Source organism: Bacteroidota bacterium (genome assembly GCA_008933805.1).
Lineage (GTDB): Bacteria > Bacteroidota > Bacteroidia > UBA8524 > UBA8524 > SB11.
Map to the genome: position 1 here is coordinate 234,896 of WBUH01000004.1, position 18,231 is coordinate 253,126.

Sequence of the window (18,231 nt, forward strand, 5' to 3'; positions counted from 1 at the left end):
GCTCTTGTGTTTGTGTTATGAGCAAGGTTTCTTAACAATTAACAAATTCTTAACATGAGGCCTTAGTTGCAGGTGTAATTTCGCCGCGTCTAAAAACACCTATGTTCGGATTAGAAGATACCCTCCTCATTTCACTGCTGATATTCAGCCTTTTGTGCGCCTGTTTCTTTGAGTTTGTGAATGGTTTTCACGATACTGCCAACGCAGTTGCTACTGTTATTTATACCAACTCTCTTAAACCTTGGGTGGCTGTAGTATGGAGTGCCATTTGCAACTACACCGGGGTAATGATGGGCGGTATTGCAGTAGCCATGGGCATTGTAAACCTATTGCCCGTAGAACTGCTCATAGATCAAAGCTTATCCAGTAGTATGGCCATGGTGATGGCCCTTTTGTTCAGTGCTATTATTTGGAACTTCGGTACATGGTACTTTGGCTTACCCGCCAGCAGTTCGCACACACTTATCGGCTCTATATTAGGTGTGGGTATTGCTTACGGTTTATTGCCAAACACTGCTGATGCAGCCGTTAACTGGAGTAAAGTAAACGATATTGGTTTATCATTACTATTGTCTCCCTTGTTTGGGTGTACACTAACCATTGTGTTGATGTACATACTACGCAGGACTGCTAAAAAGCAAAAAGACATTTTGTTTAACCCTCCCAAAGGCGACCGTCCTCCCCCATTCTGGATTCGCAGCTTGCTTATCCTTACCTCTACTGGTGTTAGTTTTTCGCACGGTAATAACGACGGACAAAAAGGTGTAGGGCTTATGATGCTGATTTTAATTGGTATTGTTCCTTCATACTTTGCCTTAGACAGAGATGCTGACCCCTCTAAAATGAAACCCCACTTGGTAAAAATTGAAGCATATTACCAAGCCCTTAACACAAGTAAACTGAGCGATGAAGATTCAGTGAAAGTGGTAAAAACGCTGGGTTATATAGAGGATATTAAAATTACTACTGACACTCTTACTTCTATTACTTACTTAGGTGATAAAAAACCTTTTGAATTGCGTAAGGATATTTTGATGGTATCTAAAAACACCGATAAGTTTTTATCAGCTGGTGTTTTTGAAATCAGCGAAGCCCAACAGGATGAGCTGAAAGGCGAAGTGAAAAAAATACGTCAATACACTGATTACGCACCTGATTGGATTAAGATATTAATAGCTTTCTCACTTGGTATTGGTACCATGGTGGGCTGGAAACGTATAGTAATCACTATCGGTGAGAAAATAGGTAAACAACACCTTACCTATGCACAAGGTGCCAGCGCTGAGTTGGTTGCGGCAAGCACCATTGGCGTATCATCGTTCCTTGGTTTACCCGTTAGTACCACCCACGTACTTTCATCAGGTATTGCAGGTAGTATGATTGCCGATAAGGGTATCAAAAACCTGCAAGGCAATACCGTACGTAATATATTGTTGGCTTGGTTGCTTACGTTGCCTGCCACCATTATACTTTCGGGCGGTTTATACTTGTTGTTGCGCCAAGTACTGTAAGATTTTAATCTCTCACTAATTATAAAAAGCATTTAAAGGCTACGGCTTTTAAATGCTTTATTTTTGTAGTATGCTGCGAGACGCTTTTGAAAAACTGGTGAAACTTGAAGATGCCGAGTGGGCCGATGCCGAAAGCCGTTTTAAAACCATCAGTTTTGTAAAAGACCAACTGCTTACCCGCGAAGGGGAAATAGAAGCCTACTTTTACTTTATAAAAAGCGGGGTGCACAGCATGTATTACCTAAGCCCTGATGGTGACGAAACCATATTAGGGTTTTCATTTACAGGCAACTTTTCAGGAGCCTACGATTCATTCAGCACACAAACTCCGTCACGGCTATATATTCAGGCACTGTCTTCGGGCGAGGCTTATGCAATCAGTTATGCCGATATGAGCTATTTATTTGACCGCTACAAGAACTTTGAGCGTTGGGGCAGGCTATTTATCCAACACATACTTTTTGGGCGTGGCAGGCGTGAAATTGAAATGCTGGCTACCTCGGCTGAGGAACGCTACAAAGCTTTTGTTGCACGTATGCCGCAAGAGTTGCAACAAATACCGCTGCGCCACATTGCTTCTTACCTTAACATGACTCCCGAAACCCTTAGCCGCTTACGTTCAAAAAGGTAATCCGTTCATTTTCTATCATTTCTTGATTTGCATCAAGGCACGTCCATCGGCTGTGGGGGTAGCTTTGTATCAATAAATTATCAGCAAATGAAAAAGAGTGTACTATTGACGTTAACAGCTATTGGCTTTATCGCCCCTTTCATCCTAATGATGAAGGTTACTATTGAAACGGGCAACATTTTATTGTGGACTCAACCATCGGCCACCATTGCAGGGGCTTTTGGCAATGATATTTCGGCCTCGTTTATTGTTGATTTGTTATGTGTAGTAATGGTGTTCTTTTTCTGGACTTATTACGAAGCAAAACGTCACAACATTAAAAACATCTGGATTATTTGGGTACTTACCTTAGTGTTTGGTATGGCCGGCCCATTCCCGCTATTCCTTTATATGGTGCAACGCGCAAAAGAGCGCGTTTAACATAAAACAATCCCATACATCCCACCACATAACAAAAAAAGAGGCCACCTTGCGGTGGCCTCTTTGGTATTATAGGTTAGGTAGATGATTATTTAACCAAGTTGTATTTAAACGAGGCGCTGCCTTGTTTAGTTTCAACTTGTATGAAGTAAATACCTGCTGCTTGGTTGGTAATGTTAACATCCAATTTGTTGTTAACTACATTAGCAACGTTTACATCGGCAACTTTTTGACCAAGGTTGTTCAACACAGTTACAGCAACCACTTCGTTTGCGTTGATACCTGTAAACTCAAGAGCAAAGTTACCTGCGCCGGGGTTAGGATATACAGCTACTGAGCCATCAATGCCCACAGCTTTCACGCCCAATGCATTAACAAACAGGTCTTGGCTATGTGTACCCACACAACCTTTATCGCTGGTTACAACTAACCTTACAGTGTAACGACCGTCAGCAAGGTATTTGTATGAAGTAGTTTTCACACTGTCAACACCGCCATCACCAAACAACCAGTAGTATTTAGTACCTGTGGCGTTGCTGGTAAAGTTAAACGAACCGTCCATGCTAAGTTTAGAAGTGATAAGAATATCAACCACTGGTTTTGGGTTAATGTTCAAAGTTTGAGTAGCAGTATCAGTACATCCGCCGTTAGCAGTAACAACCAAGCTAACGTTTTTAGCACCTGAACCGGTGTAAACTACGCTAGTATCGGTTGAAGTAGCTGAGAAACCATCCAAATTCCATGAATAAGCAAGGTTGCTGTTATCAGCTATGCTTGAGTTGTTTGTAAACTGAGCAGTTTGACCTTCGCACACATCGCTGGTTACAAAATCAGCAACAGGTTTAAGGTTAATGTTAACATTCACTACTTTTTGTCCTGAGCAACCGTTGCTGCTGGTAGTAGTAAGTGTTACTGTTTTGCTGCCGGGGCCGGCGTATTGGTGGCTTGGGTTAGCATCAGTTGAAGTAACTGCATCACCAAAATCCCAATCGTAAATGTTAGTTGCACCTACAGGAACAGTACTGGTGTTTGCAAAGTTTAAGATATCACCGTTACAAGTTGAACCTGTAATGTTGAAATCAACTAGAGGAGACTCTTTCAAAGTGATGGTTTGAGTGGTTGAATCCACACAACCCAATTCAGTTTGAGAAACAAGAGTTACGTTAAACTGTTGGAATGAGTTGTAAGTGTGGTTTGAGTTAAGGCTGGCTGCTTGCGAACCATCGCCGAACTTCCAAGTGTAGCTTACATTACCAAATGCAGGAGGAGTTGAACCGTTGGTGAAGCTAACATTGGCATTATCACACTGCAAAGTTGAGTATGTGAATGCAGGAACAGCACGTGGTGCTTGTGTTACATATTTAGCAACATCATCTTTACAACCGTTAACATCTACAGTTAATTTAACCATGTAGATACCGGGCTGAGCGTATGTTCTGCTAGTTGTGCTACCTGAACCAACTGCCGAACCATCACCGTAATCCCATGAGTAAGTAGGAGTACCTGAAGGCAGGCTTGAGTTATCGGTCATAGAAACTGCTGTGCCTTCGCAAGCATTGGCAAATGTGAAGTTTGCAGTAGGAATTTGATACACAGCAATTGTTTTTGTTACTGAGTCTTTGTATCCTTTATCAGAAGTTACAACCAATTTTACGTTGTAAGTACCTGCAACACCCAATACTTGTAATGGGTCAGCATCATTGCTGGTAACACCATTACCAAAGTTCCACATATAAGTTAGGTTACCTACTTGGATTGTTGAAGTATTAGTAAACAATGTTTTGTCGCCTTCGCACACAGTGTTGTTAGTATAAGAAGCCTTTGGACGTGGTGCTATATATACATAGCGTTCAATGGTAGTATCGCAACCGTTATCCAGCCTCACCAATTTCATTGATATTTTTATCAAGCTATCATTAAATGTGGTATCAGTATTTAGGTTAAATACACCTGCGCCAGAGCTGTTAGGATTAACAAAAGAATACATAGATGAAGGAACAGTATAACCATTTACTGTTTTCACAGTTAATGAAGTCATGTTCCATGTGCCTGAAGGACCGAAGTTAGCGTTGTTAAATCCTGTAGGAGCAGCCAAGTTGTATGAAATTACATCAGGGCTTGCGTTGAAGTCAGGATTGCTTAAAGTACCACCGTTGAAGAATCCGGCTGAACCAGACTTTGGATTAATGCTGCTACCGGCTGCAGTTGGGTTAACTGTTGCCAACACAGCTACAGCAGAACTTGCACAACCCATTGGTTTGTAATGGATAGAGCCATTGAAACCGCGAGGGCTGAAAGTACCGCCAAACAAAGCTGAAATACCATTACCGCAGTAAATGTCCATATCAGTGTTGCTGTAGGTAGTGAAACCACCCAAAGTAGTATAATCTAATGAAGTTCCGGGGCCGGTGATAATGGTGATATAGAAACCATAAGTTTGACCATTATACATAGGTATGTTGGCAATATCAAACTTAAGGAAACCAGTACCGGTAAACGTAGCGGTATAATCACCATTGCTGGTCCATGCACCTGCGTTCAACTGTGAGCCTATAAATGTACCTGTTTTATAATATACCCTATATGTATAAGTACCGGTAGCAGTATAAGTAGTAGTTAAGTAAAGCGATACAGAGTCGATAAACATATCCTTTTTAGGGATAATATCAAACATCACACCTTGTTGTGCGTTACCAGAAGCTGTTGTAGTAGTTAAAGACGAAGAGCCTGTTGCTGCACCACGCAAAGCAGCTGCATAAAAAGTTGTATTACTTGCAATAACAGGAGTGTTAAATACACGTGAGTTTGCTAAGGGGGCACCTGAAGTGTTGCTGGTAGGGAACCATACAATAGAATCAGTTGATACTTGTGGCGTAGCACTTAATACCACTGAACCTGCTCCGCATCGGCTGCCCGCTGTTACTGTTGGGTTTGCAGGTGTTCCAATTACCGAGTATGTATATAATATGGTATCGTTAGCTGTGTTGTTATCACCTGAAAGTGAAGTAAACGCTTTAATGTTGATGTTACCGCCATTTAGTGTGTTACCACCGGGGAAGCTGATAGTTGCAGTGCTGTTTGCAGCAATGCTACCTGTAAAGGTTGCGCTTTGAGTACCGGCTGAAAGCAGGCTGCCCGAAACTTGAACCGTTACAGGTACGTTGTTAATAGCAAAACCACTGTTGTTTTTCAACTGGATTTTGATACTATCGTAAGAGTTACCGCAAAGAGAAGCAGGAGATAATACCGCTGATGGCTGAACGTCTACCACATAATATGCTTGAACATTGTCCACAATCCACCACCAAGAGTAATCACCTCTCCAACGGAAACGGATTTTAACACCGGTTTTGTTAGCCGCAAACGATGTAATGTTTATTATTTGCGTGTTAGGGTTGCTGGTAGTAGTGCTGTTATTAAAATAAACTTGGTTCCATGTTGAACCGTCAAACACTTCAACAGTGGCAGAACCACCAAAACCTGTTTGGAAATACTGATCCCATTTTAAAGTAACACCGCTGTAACCAGTAGTGTTAAATGCAGGACTTTCAAGTGTAACATCTTCTGCTCCACCACCTGAAGAATACCAGTCGCTATCAAAAATAGCAGCCGGTGATGACATTGGCGAGTTAGCAACCCTTGCTCCGGGGTTGTTAAAAACCCATTTGTCGGTACTTGTGTTTCCCACTAAAGTGTTGTTGGTCCAGCCTGAAGGAGGCGTTGTACCGGATGCGGTACCAAAATTCTCGTTGACGAAGTAAACTTGCCCATTGAGGGACACAATGCCCCCAAGTAACAAGAATACTAAAGTTAGTAAACTTGTAGATAATCTATTCATAATAAGGTAAGGTTTGTCAATGGTAAAATTAATAAATTTTACTTACAAACCACCTATTTAAAAAAAAATCCCCTGCTATTTGCAGGGGATTTTAAGTCATTTATCGAAATGATAATGGGAGTTTATTACCTATTTACAACAATTTTTAGGGTATAAACCGCATTTATTGTTTGTATGTTAAGGTTGTAAACACCAACTGGTTGGCTGCTCATGTCTATTTCAGCTTTACCGTCAACAAGTTGAGAAGCAGATATTACGCTTCTTCCCAAAATATCAGTAACTGTAACTGACTGAATTTCTTCGCCAGAGTAGTTGCTGAAATCAGCAGTTAATTTACCGCTAGTTGGGTTAGGATAAACTGAAAGACCATTCATAGCCTCAGCACCTTTTACAGAAAGTGGGTTAACATTTACAGAAGTAGTTTTGCTGTTTACACAACCTTCTGGTGAAGTAACCACCAAACGAACAGTCCATACACCTGGGAAGCTGTATTGGTAAGTTGGGTTTGAGATGGTTGATGAACCACCGTCGCCAAATGTCCATTGGTAAGTAACACCGGTAGCTGATGTAGTAAATTTGATTTTACCATCGCCGGTTAGGTTACTGGCTACAATAATATCAACTGCGGGAACAGGGTCAACAATTACTTGCATAGTAGCAGTATCTGTACATCCTGCAGCAGAGCTGCTCACAAGTACTACATTGTAGGTTTGTGCAGTAGCATAAGTTACTTTAGGGCTAGTAGATGATGAAGTGGTAGAGTTACCCAAATCCCATGCATAGGTTAGTGTTCCTGCGCTAATGGTTGAGTTGTTGGTAAACTCAGTCTCAGTGCCGAAGCAAACCCTGTTAGCCACAAAATCAGCTTTAGGCTTCTCATCAACAACAATCAATTTATCCGATTCGCCTTGGCAACCGTTAGAGCTGATAGCTTTCAACACTACAGTATATGAATCAGGAGCATCGTATGAATGGCTAGGAGTTGCAGTGGTAGATGTTTTACCATCACCAAAAGACCACTCATAAATGTTTGTGCTGCCTACAGGCACATTAGTGCTGTTGCTAAAGTTGATGATATCGTTGGTACACTTAACGCTTGAGAAGTTAAACACAGGCTTAGGAGATTCAAGCATGGTAATTACTTGCTTGCTGCTATCAACACAACCTAGGTCGGTTTTGGTGTACAAAGTAACTGTGTATGCGCTAAATGTATTATAGGTATAGCTTGGAGATGCTGCAGTAGATTGTCCACCGTCGCCAAAGCTCCATTCAAAGCCCATAAAGCCAAATGCAGGTCCGGTAGAACCGTTAGTAAAGCTAACATTTGCATTATCACACTTTAAAGGAGAGTATGTAAACGCAGGAATAGCGCGAGGAGCTTGAGTTACATATTTAGTGATTGAGTTTTGGCAACCGTTCACATCAACAGTCAACTTAGCATTGTAGATACCGGGAGCAGCAAATGTATGGTTAGATGTAGCACCGCTACCTGTATTACCATCACCGTAGTTCCATGAATATGTTGCAGTTCCTGGAGGCAAAGTTGAGCTTTGGATAAACCTCAATGGTGAGTTCTCGCAAGCGTTTTCAAAATCAAAATCAGCAACAGGTATTTGTTTAACGGTCACTGTTTTGGTTATTGAGTCTTGAATACCCCAGTTGGTAGTTGCTATCAACTTAACTTGGTAAGTTCCTGCACCACCAAAAGTTTTACCTGGGTCAGTAATGATTGATTTTGTACCATCACCAAAAGACCATACATATTCATTAGCTCCTGAAGAAATGGTAGTAGTGTTTGTAAACTCAGTTTCGTCACCCAAACAAACAGTAGTGTTGTTAAAGTTTACAACTGGGCGAGGGGCAACAAAGATTACGCGCTTCAAAACTGAATCGCAACCATTGTCTAACCTACGCAAGGTTACTGAAACTTCAATTGTACTATCAGTATAGGCTGATGAAGGGAAGAATTTAAATACTGCGTTGTTTGAACCTGAAGGAGTAGTGAAGCTATACAAAGAAGTAGGTACAGCAACTCCGTTAACAGTTACAGCACCCCTTGCAGGAATTGTCCACTGGCTACCGTAGTTACCAATAGAGAAACCTGTTGGAGGCATTACTTCGTATGAAATTGAGTCTGGAGCTGCAACAATATCAGGTTGACCTTTTGTACCACCGCTAAATGTTCCTTTAAACAAAGAGCCTTTAGCTAAATCACCGCCCACAGCAAGTGGTTTCGCAGTTGCTTTAACTTTTACCCTTGTAGATGAAACGCAAACTTGCCTGTAATACATTCTACCGTTCCAACGTGCACTACCGTTAATAGTAGCAAAAGTGTCGCGCAAAGCAATACCTGATCCAATGGTTACATCATCATCCGCAGCACCTACAGTGTTGTTAGTAGTGTATATTAAAAATTCGCTCGCATAAATATAGAAGCTGTATTGGCCAGCATTCATTTCAATTGGGTTAACCTTCAATCGTGTAGCATTACCCAAACCGGCACCGGTTACTTCATATTCACCAACACGAGTCCATGCTGATGGATTTGTTTGGCTACCTATGTATGAACCTGATTTCATGTACAACACTACTTTACGAGTATTTGTACCGTTAAGGTGGATGTCAAAACTATCAATAGTGATGGTTTTGCTGATGTTTACATCAAACATGTTACCGGCAAAGAAACCTGCGCCGGCATTAGCGGTTCCGGTTGTAGGGAAACCAATAGAAGTAGGGGCTGATGATTTAGTAGCTGCTACAAAAAAGCTGTCTGAAGCACCACCGGGGATTATTGGCGAGTTGATGTTAGCACCAATACCAACCAATTTGTTTGCATTGTTATACCAATATCCGGTGGTACCGCCGGGAAGGTTTGCCGATAAAGGCATAGTACCGGTTCCGCACCTTGATACATCACTTGCAGTAGTTGTACCTGTTGGCGTACCAACGTTTTTGTACCTTAAACGCAAAGTGTCATCCGTACGGAAAGTGTCAGTAGCATATTTGGTGTAAACCAAAATGTTTAAATCAGCACCGTTAGCGGTGTTAATGTTAGCAAACTTCAAAGATTTTGAAATACCGGGGTTTAATGAATCGGTAAGAGTTGCGTTGAAAGTGTTGCTGTAAGGGCTACCGCCAAGTGTACCGGTAACCACACAGGTAACAGGCACGTTACCGATTTTGTTAAGTCCTTGGTTTGAAACTACAGCACTAATACTATCTGTAGCTGAACCACAACTTGTTACAGGGGCAGACATTCCGCCAATTGAAGCATTGTTTCCCAATGGGTTTGAGAACACAACTGTCATGGTTTGAGTTGGTGCGCTACAAGTAGCTCCACCAATACCACCCCAGTTTAGGTTACCAATGTTTGGACGGAAAATGTAGCCTGGGTTTGTACAGTTACAAGTAAAAGTACTACCAACTACAAGCTCCAACTCAACCGCTGCGCTTGAACAACCACCCCAACAAGCGCCGGCTGTAATAACCCAAGGTTGTCCGTTACAGATAACGCTAAAGTTAGTACCTGTGCGCATAGCGTGTGCTATTTTGCGGGTAAGGTCTGGGTCGTTACAAGTAATACCCACAGGGTCGTTAGAGCCCTTAACTGTTACTTGCCTAAATTTTTTGGTAGTCGTATCAAGCTGACTACGAAAGATTCCCCAATTGTCAAACTGAGATTGACCGGGGCAATAGGAGGTTCCGTTGGTAAACGTTTCCGAGTACACAACATCTTGTGCAACAGCTTGTGGCGCATAAACCACAGCGAGCAGAAGAAAAAGACTCCACTGTACCTTTGCTTTAAAACTGTAAAAAAATCTGTGCATAATGTGAATTTGTTGTTAGGTTTTTATTATGTGATTTTTTGTTTTAAGAATCCTACCTCATAAAACAAGCGATAAAGATAGTAGATTTTACAATTTTATGTGTTAAGAACGTATCAAAATCATAAAAAGAAACCCCACCCCGGTAAACCGGGGTGGGGTTTTATACTCCTTTACTTAAGTATATTACTTCTTAAGGCTCAGCTTAATAGAAAATGGTCCTTGTCGAGTTTCAGCATTCAGGTAATAAATACCGGCTGCCAAACTACTTAAATCGATAGTTCCTTCGTTGCCAACTACAGGTGTAATTGATTCAACAACAACCCTACCTAACATATCAGTAATGTTGATAGCAGTAATATCACCTTCAGCAATATTTCTGTAGTCAATCACAAACACACCATTTGATGGGTTAGGGTACACTGCAAGTTTACCTGCTATACCTGTAACATCAACTGAAAGCGGATTAACAAACAAGCTGCGGTTGCTTATGCCCACGCATCCGTCGGCCGAGGTAACTTTAAGTACCACTTGCATTACACCACTTGTCAAGAAACGGTAAGTAGTATCTTTTTGTGTTGAGTTACCACCATCAGAGAACAACCATTGGTATTTAGCGCCTACAGTGTTGGTAGTAAAGTTAAATGTTCCGTCTTTGCTAAGTGCCGAAGCAATTACAATGTCAACCACCGGTTTTGGATTCACTTTAAGTTGCTTAGTGATAGTATCAGAACATCCGTTTGCTACTGATGTTATCAAAGATACCGGGTAGGTACCTGGTGTGGCATATATAAACGATGTATCTCTTGCCGATGAAGTTTTGGTATTACCAAAATCCCATGCGTAGGTTAATGGTGTAGCTGAGTTTGAAGTGTAAGAGTTGTTTGTAAACTGTGTAGTCTCACCTTCGCACACATCTGCCGAAGCAAAATCAGCCGTTGGCCTTTCGCTCACAACAATTACCTTATTAGATGTGCCGCTGCAACCATTAGTGTTGTCAACTTTTAGCACCACTGTATAGCTACCTTCGGCATTATAGGTGTGGGTTGGGTTTTCGGTATTTGAGAAGTTACCATCGTTAAAATCCCAGTTAAAAATATTCATACCGCCTACAGGTACGTTAGTAGTATTGGTAAAGTCAATTGGGCTGTTTGTACAAGAAATAGCCGAGTTGTTAAAGGTTGGTTTTGGCGACTCGCGCAAAGTTACAGCTTGTGTAGTGCTATCAATACAACCCATATCTGTAGAGGTTATAAGCCTTACATTATAGGTTCTGAATGCGCTGTATGAATGGCTTGGACTTGTAGATGATGAAATTGAACCATCATCAAAATTCCATACGTAACCTATGGTACCAAAAGGCAATGCTGGGGTATTGTTGGTAAAGTTAATGTTTGCATTATCGCACTGCAATGCAGGGAACGAGAAGGCAGGAACTGCACGAGGTGCCTGAGTGACATACTTAGACATATCGCTCTTACAGTTGTTTACTATTACCGTTAGTTTTACGTAGTATATACCCGGGTTAGCATATAGTTTGCTGGTAGCAGAACCTGCTCCAAAGGGCGAACCATCGCCGAAATCCCAAACATAAGTAGGTGTACCGGCAGGTAATGTTGAGTTATCGCTCATTTGTACACTTGTTCCCTCGCAAGCATTCACAAACGTGAAATTTACTTTAGGAATCTCATATACTAGAACCGTTTTCGTCACAGAGTCCTTGTACCCGAGGTTTGAAACTGCATATAGCTTAACATTGTATGTACCGTGTGTAGCATACTTTTTAGAAGGGTTCATTAAGTTTGATGTTGTACCATCACCAAAATCCCACAAGAACGACATTGTTGCTGAAGGAAGAATTGTACTTCCGTTTGCAAAATTGGCCAAATCGCCGTCGCATACGTTCAAAACAGAAAAGTCTGCATCGGGGCGTGGTGCAATATAAATGTAGCGCTCAATAGTAGTATCGCAACCATTATCGTTACGTTTGATTATATAAGTTACTTTAACCACACTATCAATAAACGGTGTTGACGGGGTAAACACAATACGTCCGTTACCTGATGAACTAGGGTTAGTTAAGGCATAATCTGCAGTTGGTACATTGGTGCCGTTTAATGTTTTAAACACAACGCTTGTAAACGTCCAAGTGCTACCGTAAGCCGAGTTTGCAAAACCTGAAGGAGGCAAGATATCATAACCGATAACATCGGGAGGTGAAACAATATCAGGATTAGCCAACGTACCGCTGTTTATTGTACCTGCAAACGGAGTGCGAGGGCTGTAGTTTGAGTTTGAAGGTGCTGGGTTAGCTATCGCTGTAACCGCAGCCTTGTTGCTTTCGCAGAATATTCTGTAAAACAAGTTACCGTTCCAGGTAAAATCATTAGCTACTGTAGAGAATGTTCCCGAAATAGCTTTACCGGCCGATACCTCAAGATCAGCGTTAACAAAATTATTGCTACCACTGGTAAACAACATCTCATAACTGGCCCTGATATAGAATGAATAAGTTTCGCCTGCACGAATGGTTAGCGGGTTTATTTTAATGCTGGCAGGGTTACCGGCACCGGCACCATTACGGGTTACCGTGTTTAGCAATGTCCAAGCAGAAGGGTTGGTTTCAAAACCAACATACGTTCCTTGCTTGTAATACACTGATATATCAACTGAGTTAATGTTGTTAATGTGTGCCGATAAACTATCTATGATGATGTTAGAAAGTGCTTTCACAGAGAACATGTTACCGCCGGGGTTACCTGCTCCCCACCAAACGTTACCACCAAAACCGGTTGTTAACGTGCGGTATGTTGAGGTTTTAGCCTGCGATACATAATAAGTTTGCGACGATGGCGGCATCATTAGCGGTGTGGTAAAGGTTGACCCAGACCATATTGGTGAGGTTGATGACGCTGAATTGTACCAAATACCTGTGTTACCGCTGGCAATAGCACCATCTAACACCACAGTACCGGCCCCGCAACGGGTAACATTACTTGGTGTTGGAACAGATGGAGTACCAAATATCGAGTATCCGGTTACTTTAGTGGTATCGTTAGTTCTGTCAGGGTCACTACCTACTTCAGTATAAGTAGAGTAATTAATAGAACCGCCCAGCAATGTATTGAAACCTCCAATTTTAAAAGAAACTATTTGGCCGGGAACTAATGTTCCGGTGTAAGTAGTACTAATGGTTGAGTTAATAGGATTACCGCCAATTGTACCATTTACATTAGCTTTTACGGGAATGTTGCTTAATGAGTTTGAGCCTACGTTCCTGATGGTTACGTTAACGCTATCATTTGCGCTACCGCATTGTCCGGCAAGCATAACAGCATCAAGTGATGCTCCGTTGTTTGCCACAACGCTTGAGTACACTTTAAGGTTATCAACCTGCCACCACCAAGAGTAGTTACCGCGCCAGCGAAAACGAACACGAGCGTTGGCTTTATTTGCAATAAAAGAAGTAACATTTACTGAATCGGTGACCCATGCAAGCTGGGAAGTACCGTTGGCTACTTGATTCCAGTTAAGTCCGTCAAAAACCTCAACGGCCCAACTACCGCCAAAACCGGATTGAAATTGATGATCCCACTTCACCCAAACGTTATTATAACCTCGGGTATTGATGATTGGCGTGGTTAAACTAATATCCTCGGCAAGAGCATTGTTTGAGTAATTGTCACTATCAAAACAGGCAACCTTACCGGATGCAGGGGCACTGATGGTTCGGTTACCTACGTTATTAAAACGCCAATAGTCAACACCAAAGTCACCTTGGGTAATTACATTCGACCAGTTGTTGTAGGGGAAAATGTTAACGCCGGCCGGGAAAGCATCGAAGTTTTCGTCAACATGATAATAGGTTTGGGCCTTCGTGGAGCTTAGGATTCCAAAAGCTGACAGCAATAATAGGCCCAATTTCTTAAGACTAATTGGTAAATAAGGTTTCATTTGAGTTTAGAGTTTACATATCCTAATTACAATTTAATGACAGTATTAACCAAAACCAAGAAAAACCTTGCTTTTTAGACAAAAAAAACACCCCTTGAGCAATTAATGCCCAAGGGGTGTAGAAATTTTGTAACTTATTGTTACTTAACCATTGTTACTTTTTGGCTGTATGTTTTACCATCAGCATCAGTAATTGTAACTAAGTAAATACCTGCATTGTATTGGCTGATATCAAACGATACTTCTGAAGTAGTTGATACTGGCTCAATTTCAGCAACTTTTTTACCCAAGATATCAGTAACCTTAACAGCAGTAATGCTTGAGTTACCGTTATAGCGGATGAAGAAGCGACCTGAAGCAGGGTTAGGATAAACAACCATGTTTGCGTTGTTAACGCTTTCAGCAGATAGTGGGTTAACAAACACATCAGTGCTGGCCATGTTAACACAACCTTCTGGAGAAGTTACAATCAACTTAACGCTCCATTTTGCACCAAATGGGAATTTGTAAACAGGGTTTTGTACTTCTGATGAACCACCATCACCAAATAGCCACTTGTAAGTAACATTTGTTGTGTTGGTAGAGAATTTCATTGTACCGTCGCCTGTAGCGTTTGATGCAATAGCAATATTAACTGCTGGTATAGCTGCTACCACAGCGGTTGCAGTTGCAGTATCAGAACATCCGGCACCGGTTGATGCAATCATTGTAACATTATAGCTACCTGCGCTGGTGTAAGTTTCTGATGGATTGGTTGAAGTTGAAGTGTTGCTGTTACCAAAGTTCCAAGTATAGCTTAGTGTACCTGTGCTGATGGTTGAGTTGTTTTTAAACTCAGATGGTTTACCCAAGCAAACCCTGTCAACAACAAAATCAGCAGTAGGTTTAAGGTTAACTGTAACATCGCTTTCTTTAACACCTTCGCAACCGTTGTTGCTGATTGCCCTCAACTTCACAGTGTAAGTTCCGGCAGCAGCATAGCTGTGTGAAGGAGTAGCATCAGTTGATGTAAACGCATCACCAAAACTCCACTCGTAAGTGTTGATTGAGCCGGCAGGAACGTTAGTAGTGTTAGAGAAATTCAATGTTTCGTTAGTACAAGTACCGCCGGTAGCAGCAAAAACAGGCTTAGGAGATTCGCGCAATGACACGCTAACTACTGTGCTATCCACGCAACCCAACTCAGTTGAGGCAACCAAAACAGCGTTGTAGCTGCTGAATGTGTTGTATGTGTGAACAACAACAGGACCGGTAGCGGTAGAACCATCACCAAATTTGTATTGGTAAGCGTAATCGCCAAACTCAGGTTTTGTGCTGGTGTTAGTAAACTTCACATCTTTGTTATCGCAGTTACCCAAATCAACTGTAAACGAAGGAATACCGCGAGGGGCCTGAGTTACATATTGAGTGGTGGTGTTTGAACAACCGTTTACTGTTACAGTAAGAGTTACTGGGTAAATACCGGGTTGTGCGTATGATTTTGAAGTAGTAGCTCCTGTACCGGTTGCACTTTGATCACCGTAGTTCCATACGTATGATGGAGCACCTGATGGTACTACAGATGCATCGGTCATTGTTACTGCTGCGCCTTCGCAAGCATTAACGAAAGTAAAGCCGGCAGTCGGAACCCTGTTAACAATTACAGATTTGGTGATTGAATCAACATATCCGTAGTTAGAAATTACATATAGTTTTACGTTGTAGGTACCGAATGCACCGTACAAGTGTGAAGGATCAGCATTGTTTGATGAGTTACCATCACCAAATTTCCAATCGTAAGAAATTGTTCCTGATTGAATTGAGCTACCGTTAGTGAAATCTACATAATCACCGTCGCAAGGAGTAGTGAAAGTGAAATCAGCATCAGGACGTGGAGCTACAAAAATGTAACGCTCAAGTACGGTATCGCAACCGTTATCGTTCCTGCGGATGTTGATTAGCACCCTAATCATACTGTCGGTATAGTTAGCTGATGGTTTGTATTTCAATTTACCATTAGCAGAACCGGGGTTGGTTAAAGTAATATCACCGCTAGGGATAGTAGTACCGTTAACTGTACGTGCAATAACTGATGAAATTACCCAAGCACCTGATGAACCGTGTCCTGAGTTTACAAAACCTGTAGGAGGTGTAATTTCATACTCGATATCATCGGGGTTAGCAACAATATCAGGTTGGTTAGTAGTACCTGCATCGTAAGTACCTTTAAAGTTAGAACCTTTTGCTAAAGTAGCACCAATAGCCAAAGGCTTAGCAGTTGCAACTACTGGAAGGCGTGTGCCGCTTGGGCAAGCTTCGTGGTAGTAGAAAGAACCGTTCCAAACGAAAGTTTGGTTAGTTGATGGAGTAATAACAGTAGCAAAGGTATCGCGCAACGCTTCGCCATGAAGGGTAGCAATTGCTGTATTTTCGATAATCGAGTTTGATTTAGCTATTTGTTGTTGGTTGATAAGGTTTTCGTTTGCATAGATATAAAATGCATAGTTACCTTCACTCAATACCAATGGTTTGCTTAGCACAAAGCTGGTAGCAGCACCAAAGCCTTTTGATTTGATTTCTTTACGTTCTACCAAAGTCCAAGCACCGGCATTTGTAGTTGAACCGCTGTATGAACCGGTTTTCATGTAGATAGTTACCCTTTGGATGTTAGTTTGGTTAATGTGTAAACCAAAGCTATCAACCACAAGGCCTTTTTTCACAGTTACATCAAACATGTTACCACCAGAAAAGCCTGCACCTGAATAAGAAGTACCTGCATAGCCTGTAGTAAGTGCAGAGTCGCCTGATATTTTAGCACCTGCTGCGTAGAATGTACGTGAAGTTGGAGCAGCTACATCAGGGGATTTGAATGATCCGCCTATACCCAAAAGATTACCGCCTGTTGGTTGGTCGTACCAGAATACAGTGTTACCGCTAACGGCACCGCCTGAAAGAGTTACTGAACCAGAACCGCAACGTGAGTTGTTAACAGGAGATGGGTTTGATGTTACACCACCCAATGTTTTAAGGTTGATTGTTTTTGAATCGTCTGTTGGGTCAGCATCACCGGGGGCGTGAACCCAAGAAGTAATAGTTACGTTAGAACCGTTGATGTTGTTGATACGACCAACGTATAATGTAACTGATTTACCAGTGATAAGGCTTCCGTTGTATTGAACGCTGTCAGTTAAGCTAAACGCTGAACCATTTACTGTACCTGTAACAGTAGTACCTACCCAAAATGTAGTAAGAGTGGTTAAACCAATGTTACGCACTTGAACAGAAACTGAATCGGTAGTTGAACCGCAGTTAAGGGCTTTCATACCTGTGTTCATCAACTGAGCGTGAGTACCGGGTCTTGCACCTTGCCAAATTTGAATTTCGCGGTAGTTTAAGTTTGAGTTTTGGCCGGTGCCGGGAACCCAGTTGGCAAGCCTCAATTTGTTGGTTACACAAATAGGGAACACAACATCATTAGTACAAACTTGAGGCAAGCCTGAGAATGTGTAGTGGTTTACCCATGTAGAACCATCCCAGTACTGAATAGTACCGCCGGTCAAAAACCTACCGCCGGTTTCAGCATGGTGTATGGTAATTTTATCAATAGGATACTGTTGGTTCCACTCCCACTCCATGTATTCAGTACCGTTTGGGGGAGAGTTGGTCCAGATAAATGCAGTTTGTGTACCGCATGTACCAAGGTTACCATCATTAATGGTGTTCCAGTTCCATAGGTAGGGAGTTGTACCCCCTGATCCTTGTCCGTTAGTTGTAGCTAGCGGAGCTAAGTTAGTTTGGGCACTTAGGGAGTTGCCCCAAAGTGTTGCAAACGTGAGCAAGATGCCCACAATTGCGATTTTAGTCCATTGGTTTGTAAAAGTTTTTTTCATATCTACCTTAATATTCAAGTGCATAAAGAACGTCTCTTTTTACAGAGTCATAAAATGCAAGGTAAACTAAGTGTAAAAATTTTGCAACTTTTTTTAAAAGTTGAAATGTCATTTTTGTAGTGATGAAATCTTTTTCAAACGTTACAGTATAATTATCATATTGTTATGAATTCCGGAATGCCAA

7 protein-coding genes are annotated in these 18,231 nt (G+C 41.7%); 3 read left to right on the top strand and 4 right to left on the bottom strand.

Going from position 1 to position 18,231, the window contains the following annotated elements; genetic code table 11:
* The first annotated feature begins 101 nt into the window (after nucleotides 1-101).
* The 3 genes from F9K23_06155 to F9K23_06165 all read left to right on the top strand — a co-directional run bounded on the left by F9K23_06155 (nucleotide 102) and on the right by F9K23_06165 (nucleotide 2,562).
* A complete protein-coding gene (locus tag F9K23_06155) occupies nucleotides 102-1,511 on the top strand; it encodes an inorganic phosphate transporter (GenBank protein ID KAB2917333.1) in 1,410 nt (469 codons plus the stop codon).
* A gap of 52 nt (nucleotides 1,512-1,563) precedes the next feature.
* Entirely contained in the window at nucleotides 1,564-2,142 is a 579-nt protein-coding gene (locus F9K23_06160; protein ID KAB2917334.1) for a Crp/Fnr family transcriptional regulator, read from the top strand.
* An 87-nt stretch (nucleotides 2,143-2,229) separates the two neighbouring features.
* Nucleotides 2,230-2,562, top strand: a complete 333-nt coding sequence (locus F9K23_06165) for a DUF2834 domain-containing protein (protein KAB2917335.1) — start codon at nucleotides 2,230-2,232, stop codon at nucleotides 2,560-2,562.
* An 88-nt stretch (nucleotides 2,563-2,650) separates the two neighbouring features.
* On the opposite strand, the gene F9K23_06170 is transcribed toward F9K23_06165, so the two are convergent.
* The 4 genes from F9K23_06170 to F9K23_06185 form a co-directional block, all read right to left on the bottom strand.
* A complete protein-coding gene (locus F9K23_06170) occupies nucleotides 2,651-6,400 on the bottom strand; it encodes a PKD domain-containing protein (protein ID KAB2917336.1) in 3,750 nt (1,249 codons plus the stop codon).
* A 125-nt stretch (nucleotides 6,401-6,525) separates the two neighbouring features.
* On the bottom strand, nucleotides 6,526-10,227 hold the full coding sequence (locus F9K23_06175; protein KAB2917337.1) for a PKD domain-containing protein: 3,702 nt from the start codon (nucleotides 10,225-10,227) through the stop codon (nucleotides 6,526-6,528).
* Between the two features lie 183 nt (nucleotides 10,228-10,410).
* A complete protein-coding gene (locus tag F9K23_06180; GenBank protein KAB2917338.1) occupies nucleotides 10,411-14,178 on the bottom strand; it encodes a PKD domain-containing protein in 3,768 nt (1,255 codons plus the stop codon).
* A 140-nt stretch (nucleotides 14,179-14,318) separates the two neighbouring features.
* On the bottom strand, nucleotides 14,319-18,071 hold the full coding sequence (locus F9K23_06185) for a PKD domain-containing protein (protein KAB2917339.1): 3,753 nt from the start codon (nucleotides 18,069-18,071) through the stop codon (nucleotides 14,319-14,321).
* Nucleotides 18,072-18,231: the final 160 nt, after the last annotated feature.